Annotated in this window: 3 protein-coding genes; 1 reads left to right on the plus strand and 2 read right to left on the minus strand. The window is 54.1% G+C overall.

What is annotated here, in order from left to right; all coding sequences use genetic code 11:
* Both lacNas_RS04600 and lacNas_RS04605 read right to left on the minus strand, forming a co-directional pair.
* Window positions 1–218: amino acid kinase family protein (locus lacNas_RS04600; RefSeq protein WP_444979750.1), on the minus strand; the 218-nt coding region annotated here is incomplete at its 3' end.
* A 120-nt stretch (window positions 219–338) separates the two neighbouring features.
* On the minus strand, window positions 339–539 hold the full coding sequence (locus lacNas_RS04605) for a YjzD family protein (protein ID WP_201330246.1): 201 nt from the start codon (window positions 537–539) through the stop codon (window positions 339–341).
* Between the two features lie 120 nt (window positions 540–659).
* Between lacNas_RS04605 and lacNas_RS04610 the strand changes: the two genes are divergently transcribed.
* A partial coding sequence (locus tag lacNas_RS04610) for a PHP domain-containing protein (RefSeq protein ID WP_201346636.1) occupies window positions 660–1775 on the plus strand: 1116 nt, incomplete at its 3' end.

Below are 1775 nucleotides of genomic sequence, written 5' to 3' on the forward strand. Positions count from 1 at the left end.
GCCTGCTTGTCGGCAACTTTCTTGGGTCGTTTGTCAAAGCCGAGGCGGCGGAAACCGGCCGCGATGGATCCTGAAGTTACCAGGACCAGCTTGTAGCCGGCCTGGTGCAGCTGAGCCAGCTGCCGGGTAATTTTCTTGATCTTCTCTGGATCCAGGTCGCCGGCCGGGCTGGTCAGCGAGGAGGTCCCTACTTTAAAAACGATCAGGTTCTCTTTCATTCTTAACTTCCTTAATAATTTTAGACTATGTAAATCATACCATCTTTTGCTGACAAACAGAAAAAATAGCAACAAAAAAGGCCAGTCAGGAACTGACTGGCCAACTACTAATTTCTGTACTTATTTGCTGAATGCAGAGTCATCTTTATAGGATTTGGCGGTGATTCTTGGAATAATCAAAGAGAACAGCAAGCCAAAGACGGCACCAACAATCAGTAAGGTAACAGGATTATAGCTACTCTGGGTCAGAGGGGCTCCGATGAAGCCGATGATGAAGGTGAAAATCATCGCCCAGACGATGCAAACAATATAACGTCCCATATTATCTTCCTTCTTTCGCTATGCATTTTAACAGAATCACCGAGCAAATTCAATTGGTCAAGAGCCGACTTTGCTATAATAAAAAAATAAGCACAAACGTTGAAAGGCAGGGCGATTAGGGTGAAACTGGCAGCATTACAAACAATTTCGGCAAATACGATCCTGGCCAGCCCGCTGAAGGTGAGTGACCTGGTTGAGGCGGCCAAAGACCGCGGCTATGAGGCCGTAGCCCTCACCGACGTCAACGTCACCTTTGGCCTGGCAGAATTTTATCAAGCGGCCATCAAGCAGGGAATCAAGCCGCTTTTGGGCCTGCAGGGCCGTTTTCAGGGACTGGAGCTGACGGAAGGGGCTTTTGACCTGATTTTTTTGGCAAACAACCAGCAGGGCTACCAGTCCTTGATGCGGCTATCGAGTTTTTTGAACATTGCATCCCAGGACCTGCAGGGGCCGCCCCCGCCGCTGGCAGACATGCCAGAAGCAGCCGGGCTGACGGTCATCGTTCCGGCCGGCTCAAACAGCGAGCTGCGCCAGCTCTACCAAGACGGGGCAGATGGAGCGGCCTATCTGGAAAAGCTGCGCCGCCAGCTTTCTGGAGCTGCCGGACTTTATCTGGGAGTATATCCGGCAGAAGCGGCCCGGGAATACGACGGCTTTGTCAGCGCCTTGGCCAAGCAGGCGGCTTTGCCCCTGGCAGCAGTTGAGGACGTGCGCTACCTAAATCCGGGTGACCAGTTCTTGTGCCAGGTTCTGCGGGCCGTCAAAGAGAGACGTACCTTCAGTGAAAGCGAATTGGCCATGATGGCCCAGGGCCAAGGATCGCACTGGCTGCGGCCGGCCACGGCGGTGGAAGCCGCCTGCCGGGAAATGGGCCTGAGTGAAGCGCTGGAAAACAGCTGGAAGATCGCGGAAAAATGCTCAGCTGAGATTCCTTTTGCCAAGCCGCAGGTGCCGGTTTTCCCGCAAGACAGCGGCTTGAGTTCAGCGGAATATCTTGAAAAGCTGGCTTATGCCGGCTTAAAGCAGCGAGTTGGCCGCCAGCCGGCTTATGAGGCCCGGCTGAAAAAGGAATTGGCGGTCATCAATGAAATGGGCTTTGCCGACTACTTTCTGATTGTCGGCGACATCGTAGCTTACTGCCGCGGCCGCGGCGCCCTGGTCGGGCCAGGACGTGGGTCGGCGGCCGGGTCCTTGGTGGCATATGCTCTGGGAATCACGCAGATCGACCCGCTGAAG

It is taken from the genome of Lactobacillus nasalidis, assembly GCF_016587775.1.
In the GTDB taxonomy this organism is placed as follows: domain Bacteria; phylum Bacillota; class Bacilli; order Lactobacillales; family Lactobacillaceae; genus Lactobacillus; species Lactobacillus nasalidis.